The following is a 6,041-nucleotide window of genomic DNA, read 5'->3' as shown; positions in this document are numbered from 1 at the left end:
GGTCAGGCCCTCGGGCACGGTGGAGAGGTAGTGGGTGGCGCAGAACCCGCCGAAGCTCTGGCCGAGCACGGTCCAGGGGGCGCCGCCGGTCAGGGCGGGGCGGATGGCCTCGGCGTCGCGCACGATGGAGTCGGCGCGGAAGTGCGTGAGGTGGGCGGCCTGCTGGGAGGGGGTGCCGCGGGCGGGCAGGGTCTGCCGGTTGAGGGGGGTGGAGCGGCCGGTGCCGCGCTGGTCCAGGAGGAGCACCCGGTGGTCGGCGAGGGCCCGCTCCAGCCAGGCCTGGCGTCCGGTGAACCGCCGTGCCCCGAAGCCGGGTCCGCCCTCCAGGTACAGCAGCCAGGGCAGCCGCTCGGGGTCCTTGTCGTTGGCGACCACCTCGCGGGCGTACAGCTCGATGCGCTCCCCGTCGGGGCGGTCGTGGTCGAGCGGCACGGTGAAGTGGTGGTCGGTCAGGACGACACCGGGCTGGCGGTAGCTGCGCGGGAGGGTCACGGACGGCCCCTGGGGTATGGGTGCGGATCCCCGCCCGCGCCTTCGCCGGATCGCGGCGGGGCCCGGGGCCGGGGCTGACGTCCCGGCCGATTTTATGCCCCGGGACCCCAGGTCGGGGGCCCGGGGCGGCGGGTCAGAAGGTCACCACGGAGCGGAGCACCTCGCCGCGCTCCATGCGGGCGAAGGCGTCCTCGACCCCGTCGAGCGGGATGGTCTCGGAGACGAACGCGTCGAGGTCCAGCCGGCCCTGGAGGTACAGGTCGATCAGCAGCGGGAAGTCGCGCTCGGGCAGGCAGTCCCCGTACCAGGAGGACTTGAGGGCGCCGCCGCGCCCGAAGACGTCCAGGAGCGGGAGTTCGAGCCGCATCTCGGGCGTCGGTACGCCGACCAGGACCACGGTGCCGGCCAGGTCGCGGGCGTAGAAGGCCTGCCGGTAGGTCTCCGGGCGGCCGACGGCCTCGATGACCACGTCCGCGCCGTTCCCACCGGTCAGCTCCTGGATGGCCTTGACCACGTCCTCCGTGCGCCCGTTGACGGTGTGGGTGGCGCCGAGGCCGCGCGCCCACTCCAGCTTCCGCTCGTCCACGTCCACGGCGATGATCCGCGAGGCGCCGGCCAGCCTGGCGCCGGCGACGGCCGCGTTCCCGACTCCCCCGCAGCCGATGACGGCGACCGAGTCGCCGCGCCCGACGTTGCCGGTGTTCAGGGCGGCGCCCAGGCCCGCCATCACGCCGCAGCCGAGGAGCCCTGCGGCGGCCGGAGAGGCGGCGGGGTCCACCTTGGTGCACTGTCCGGCGGCGACGAGGGTCTTCTCCGCGAAGGCGCCGATGCCCAGGGCCGGGGAGAGCGGGGTGCCGTCCTCCAGCGTCATGGGCTGGGTGGCGTTGTGGGTGTTGAAGCAGTACCAGGGCCGGCCGCGCTTGCAGGCCCGGCAGGTGCCGCACACCGCGCGCCAGTTGAGGACCACGAAGTCGCCGGGGGCGACGGAGGTGACGTCGGGGCCGACGGACTCGACGACGCCCGCGGCCTCGTGGCCGAGGAGGAAGGGGAACTCGTCGTTGATGCCGCCCTCGCGGTAGTGCAGGTCGGTATGGCAGACCCCGCAGGCCTGGATCTTGACGAGGGCCTCGCCGGGTCCCGGGTCGGGCACGAGGATCGTGGTCGTCTCCACCGGTGCGCCCTTGCTCCGCGCGATGACCCCTCGTACGCGATGTGTCACGTCGTACCCCGTTCTGTTCTGATCGGTCGGATCGGTCTGGATCATCGAACGTACACGGGCACGGCTCTCCAAGGGAGTTGTGCGGGCCTTCGCGTCATCCCCCGCTTCCGGTTCCGGCCAGATCCGGCGGTACGCAGGCGCGCAGCGCCGCGGTGAAGGCGGCGACGGCGGGGTGGGCGGCCGCGCCGCTGCGGAAGGCGACCTTGGTGCGGCGTTCCATGTGCAGGCGGGTGAGGGCGACGGCGGGGTCCGGGGGGCCGGTCACTCCCAGCTGGGGGACGACGGCCACCCCCTGCCCGGCCGCGACCAGGGCGAGGACGGGTGTCGAACTCGTCGACCTGGTGACGGATCCGCGGGGGTGAACCCGGCCGCCTGGCAGGCCCGTACGGTCATGGCGTGGCAGAGGGTTCCCGGGGTGGCGGTGATCCACGGCTCGTCCTGGTGGGTGCGCAGGACCGCGCCCTGGTCGGAGCCGCCGTCCGGGGCCGGGCCGGCGGGGGCGGCCGCCGGGGGCGGGAACGCCGGGGCGGCCAGGTACATCGCCTCCCCGTACAGCGGGCGGGTGGCCAGTCCGGGCTCCGGCGGCGCGGGGACGAAGTCGTACTCGTGGACCAGGGCCACGTCCAGGTCCCCGGCCCGCAGCGCGTGTGCGACCGCGGCCGGGTCGGTCTCGCGGACCCTCGGCTCCAGCCCCGGGTGGCGCCGGGCCAGGTGGACCAGGGCCGACGGGACGATGGCCCGGGTGGCGGTGGGGAAGGAGCCGACGCGCAGGACTCCGGCGAGGCCGCTTCGGGCCTCCGCGAGGTCGGCGTCGGCCTGCTCCAGGCGTTCCAGGACCGCCTCGGCGTGGCGTACGAGGTTCTGGGCGGCCGGGGTGAGGCGGACGCGGCGGCCGGTGCGTTCCAGCAGGGGCAGGCCGGCCTCGCGTTCGAGGACGGCGAGCTGCTGGGAGACGGCGGAGGGACTGAAGGCGAGGGCCTCGGCCACGGCGGCGATGGTGCCCCGGCGGGCGAGTTCCCGCAGCAGGCGCAGGCGGCGGACGTCGAGCATCGGCTCAGCTTACGGATCGGGTAAGGAATGCGAACTGGATTCGGCGCTCGGTCCGGGCGAAGCTCTTCTGCATGCGACAGAAAACCCCTCAGGCCGGGCAAACGGCTCATAGCTCCCGTTTCACCCTCAACGGGATCCACGTCCCGCTCGTCACCCCGTTCACCCCTGGCGGGGAGGTCGCCCCCGAGGCGCTGGAGGCCCTCGCCCACGAGGTGCTCGACGCGGGGGCCGCCGGGATCGTGGCCCTCGGCACGACGGGCGAGACCGCCACACTGGACGAGGCGGAGCGGGACCTGGTGACCGGGATCTGCGCGCGGGTCTGCGGGGAGCGGGGCGTACCGCTCACGGTGGGGGCGGGGGCGAGCGGGACCCGGGCGAGCGAGGCGTCGCTGGCGCGGCTGGCGCGGTGGCCCGAGGCCCGGGCGGCGCTGGTGACCGTGCCGTCGTTCGTACGGCCCTCGACGGCGGGGGTGCTGGCCCATTTTCACGCGGCTGGCGGAGGTGAGCCCGGTGCCGCTGATCGTCTATCACATCCCTTACCGGACGGGGCAGCCGCTGGACGCGGACGCGCTGCGGGCGCTGGGCTCGCTGGCCGGGGTGGCCGGGGTGAAGTACGCGGCCGGCGGGATCGACGCGGAGACGGTGGCGCTGCTGGGCCGGCTGCCGGACGGGTTCGCGGTCCTGGCCGGGGACGACGCGTACGCGGTCCCCGATGCTGGCGCTCGGCGCCTCGGGGGCGGTGCTCGCCTCGGCCCATCTGGCGACGGAGCGCTTCGTGGAGCTCGCGGCGGCCTGGCGGGCCGGTGACGTCGGGCGGGCCCGGGAGCTGGGGCACGGGCTGGCGCGCGTCTCGGCGGCGGCCTTCGCGGAGCCGAACCCGGCGGTGGTCAAGGGCGTGCTGCACGCGCAGGGCCGGATCCCCGCCCCGGACGTACGCCTGCCCCTGCTGCCCGCGTCCGGGCGGGCCGTGGACGCCACCCTGGAGGCGCTGGCCTCCCTCTGAGGGCCCGGACCGGACCCACAGGCGCCCGAAATGCCTGATTGGCAATCTTTCGACACCCTCGTGCCGGTCGCCCGAATCGGCAGCATCGGGCCGCCAATTGACCGTATTGCGCGGGGCGGCCTCAAACCTGCCGGACCCGTGATGTGGGTCACGCCGGACCGGTCAACATCAATTCATCCGGAACGGCCGATTCCCTTTCCCCGGAAAGGAAATCGGCCGTTCCTTGATCCGCAATTCATGGTCAATTACCGCGCAGTGCCCAAGAAGTCGATCTACCGGTGCAATTCGTGTCTTGTTCCCGCGCCGCGCGCTCGCCTACGGTCGCCTCATTCCCCGCGGCCGACTGCCGAATCCGGCTGCCGCCGGGGCTCTCCCGTACCCCCACGTGAGGAACAGCGCCATGCCCCGACACGGTAAGCACCGTCGGCCGAAGCAGCACTGGATCGCCCGCAAGCTGGCAGTCGCCGGCACGGGTGGAGCGGCCCTCGCCCTCCCTCTGATCAGCGCCACGACGGCCGGGGCGACCGGCACGCAGCCGGCCTCGCTCGTCAAGGCGGCCGTGGAGAAGGCCACCGCGGTGAAGCCGTCGGTCGAGAAGTCGGCCGCGGAAAAGGCGTCCGTGGAAAAGGCCGCGGCAGCCCTGACCTATTCGGTGGTGGGCGGCGACACGCTTTCGAAGATCGCCTCCACGCATTCCGTGAGCGGCGGCTGGCAGGCGCTCTACGAGGCCAACCGGAGTGTCGTCGGCTCCAACCCCTCGGTGATCCGTCCCGGCCTGAAACTGAACCTCGGCGCGGCGGCCCGCGCGGCCGCCGCGAAGCCCGCCGCCAAGCCGGCCACCCCCGTGTACGCGAACAACCTCGACGGCTGGATCCGGCAGTCGCTGGCCATCATGGCCAAGCACGGAATTCCCGGCAGCTACAACGGAATCCACCGCAATGTGATGCGGGAGTCCTCGGGCAACCCCCTCGCCATCAACAACTGGGACATCAACGCCCAGAACGGCATCCCCTCCAAGGGCCTGCTCCAGGTCATCGACCCGACGTTCCGCGCGTACCACGTCCCCGGCACGCCCCTGGACTCGTACGACCCGGTCGCGAACATCACGGCGGCCTGCAACTACGCCGCCGCCCGCTACGGCTCGATCGACAACGTCAACGGCCCCTACTAGGGCATGTCCTTCACGTGAGGTAGGGGGCGGGGGCGGCGGCAGATCCGGGCGTACCGTCCTGAGCAGTACGAACGTCACTGCCGAGACGTCACCGGCGCCGCAGGGCGCGGACCAGGGTGCCCACGGGGGCGGCGAGGCCGTAGCCGACGTCCTTGCGCAGGGCGCCGGTGCCGGCCTTCTCCACCGCGGCCAGCTGGTGTCCCATCAGCTCCGTCATGGCGGCGACCACCGGCCGCAGGCCGGGCTCTGCGAGGTCCAGGATGCCCTCGGCCGCGGCGAGGGCGGTCCGCGCGCGGGCGCACTCGGCGGCGAGGAGGGCGCGTACCGCCGGGGTCTCGCGGGCCCGTTCGAGGTCGGGCCCCGGGGTGACGGAGTGCTCGGCGAGGCGGGAGCGCGGGACGCAGAGCCGCCCCTCGGCGAGGTCGCCGGCCAGGTCGGCGAGGAAGTCGACCCGTTGGGCGGCGTCCACGAAGGCGCGCCAGCCCGCGGCCTGGTCGGGGGCGGGTCCGCCCTGGTACTGGAGCCCGGTGAAGACCATGATCCCGGGCCAGGCGTAGGCGTCGAGGTAGGCCTGGAAGTCCTCCTCGGCGGCGAAGCCGTCGAAGGCGGCCTCGGCGGTGGCCGCGCCGTCGAGGAAGCGGGTGATCCAGTGGTCCGGCAGGCCCCTGTCGCGGACGGCGTGGGCGTAGGCGCGCAGCAGCGGGTCCGGGCTGTCGCCCGTCGCCAGGGCCGACTCGACCCGGCCGGCCAGCGCGGCGAGTCCGGCGGCCCGCACGCCCGGGGTGCCGGTCTCGGCGACGTCGTCGACCAGGTTCATGAAGGCGAGGCCCGTCGAGAGCCAGGGCACCAGGGGTGGAGCGGCGAGCAGCCGCAACGTGAGGTACGGGGCGGGTTCGCGGCGCAGCACCCGGCGGGCGGCGTGGGTGTGGTCGGCCCGCAGCCGGGGGTCGGTTATCCCGGCCTGGGTGAGGGTGCTGCGCCAGCTGGGCATGGTGGACCGTGCTCCTTGGACCGTGTCTGCCGTACGCGGGTGCGCGTACGGGGTGCGCGTACCGGTGCGCGTGTACGGCTACACGATGTCAGGAGCGGTACACCTTCTTCACGTT

The 6,041-nt window shown here is 73.8% G+C and carries 8 protein-coding genes and 1 pseudogene; 4 read left to right on the top strand and 5 right to left on the bottom strand.

Features of this window, described 5'->3' with window-relative positions; translation table 11 throughout:
* The 4 genes from SSNG_RS31125 to SSNG_RS31115 all read right to left on the bottom strand — a co-directional run.
* On the bottom strand, positions 1-492 hold a 492-nt coding region (locus SSNG_RS31125), incomplete at its 3' end, for an alpha/beta fold hydrolase (RefSeq protein ID WP_042804403.1).
* Positions 493-625: 133 nt separating this feature from the next.
* The gene (locus SSNG_RS31120; RefSeq protein ID WP_007267920.1) at positions 626-1,711 is read right to left on the bottom strand and encodes an S-(hydroxymethyl)mycothiol dehydrogenase; all 1,086 of its coding nucleotides are present in this window, start codon (positions 1,709-1,711) and stop codon (positions 626-628) included.
* Between the two features lie 94 nt (positions 1,712-1,805).
* Complete coding sequence (locus SSNG_RS44260; RefSeq protein WP_241695160.1) at positions 1,806-1,976, bottom strand: hypothetical protein; 171 nt, start codon at positions 1,974-1,976, stop codon at positions 1,806-1,808.
* Positions 1,973-2,761, bottom strand: a complete 789-nt coding sequence (locus SSNG_RS31115) for a LysR substrate-binding domain-containing protein (RefSeq protein ID WP_007267918.1) — start codon at positions 2,759-2,761, stop codon at positions 1,973-1,975. Before SSNG_RS31115 ends, SSNG_RS44260 begins: the two co-directional genes overlap by 4 nt.
* 71 nt (positions 2,762-2,832) lie before the next feature.
* Between SSNG_RS31115 and SSNG_RS44255 the strand changes: the two are divergent.
* From SSNG_RS44255 to SSNG_RS31105, 4 genes and pseudogenes are all read left to right on the top strand, one after another.
* Positions 2,833-3,192, top strand: a pseudogene (locus tag SSNG_RS44255) (dihydrodipicolinate synthase family protein); the annotation flags it as partial.
* Positions 3,193-3,262: 70 nt separating this feature from the next.
* Complete coding sequence (locus SSNG_RS44250; RefSeq protein ID WP_347232480.1) at positions 3,263-3,568, top strand: dihydrodipicolinate synthase family protein; 306 nt, start codon at positions 3,263-3,265, stop codon at positions 3,566-3,568.
* Positions 3,474-3,764, top strand: a complete 291-nt coding sequence (locus SSNG_RS44245) for a dihydrodipicolinate synthase family protein (RefSeq protein WP_241695158.1) — start codon at positions 3,474-3,476, stop codon at positions 3,762-3,764. Before SSNG_RS44250 ends, SSNG_RS44245 begins: the two co-directional genes overlap by 95 nt.
* Before the next feature lie 400 nt (positions 3,765-4,164).
* A complete protein-coding gene (locus SSNG_RS31105; RefSeq protein WP_042802411.1) occupies positions 4,165-4,935 on the top strand; it encodes a transglycosylase SLT domain-containing protein in 771 nt (256 codons plus the stop codon).
* An 88-nt stretch (positions 4,936-5,023) separates the two neighbouring features.
* Here the strand turns inward: SSNG_RS31105 and SSNG_RS31100 are convergent, their stop codons facing one another.
* Complete coding sequence (locus SSNG_RS31100) at positions 5,024-5,926, bottom strand: squalene/phytoene synthase family protein (protein ID WP_007267915.1); 903 nt, start codon at positions 5,924-5,926, stop codon at positions 5,024-5,026.
* Between the last annotated feature and the right edge of the window lie 115 nt (positions 5,927-6,041).

This window comes from Streptomyces sp. C (assembly GCF_000158895.1).
In the GTDB taxonomy this organism is placed as follows: Bacteria; Actinomycetota; Actinomycetes; order Streptomycetales; family Streptomycetaceae; genus Streptomyces; species Streptomyces racemochromogenes.
This window is presented reverse-complemented; position numbering and strand designations above follow the sequence as displayed.

Coding starts and splice junctions, on each gene's coding strand:
- SSNG_RS31115 (WP_007267918.1), bottom strand. CDS start 2,761: ATGCTCGACGTCCGCCGCCTGCGCCTGCTGCGGGAACTCGCCCGCCGG.
- SSNG_RS44245 (WP_241695158.1), top strand. CDS start 3,474: ATGCTGGCGCTCGGCGCCTCGGGGGCGGTGCTCGCCTCGGCCCATCTG.
- SSNG_RS31105 (WP_042802411.1), top strand. CDS start 4,165: ATGCCCCGACACGGTAAGCACCGTCGGCCGAAGCAGCACTGGATCGCC.
- SSNG_RS31100 (WP_007267915.1), bottom strand. CDS start 5,926: ATGCCCAGCTGGCGCAGCACCCTCACCCAGGCCGGGATAACCGACCCC.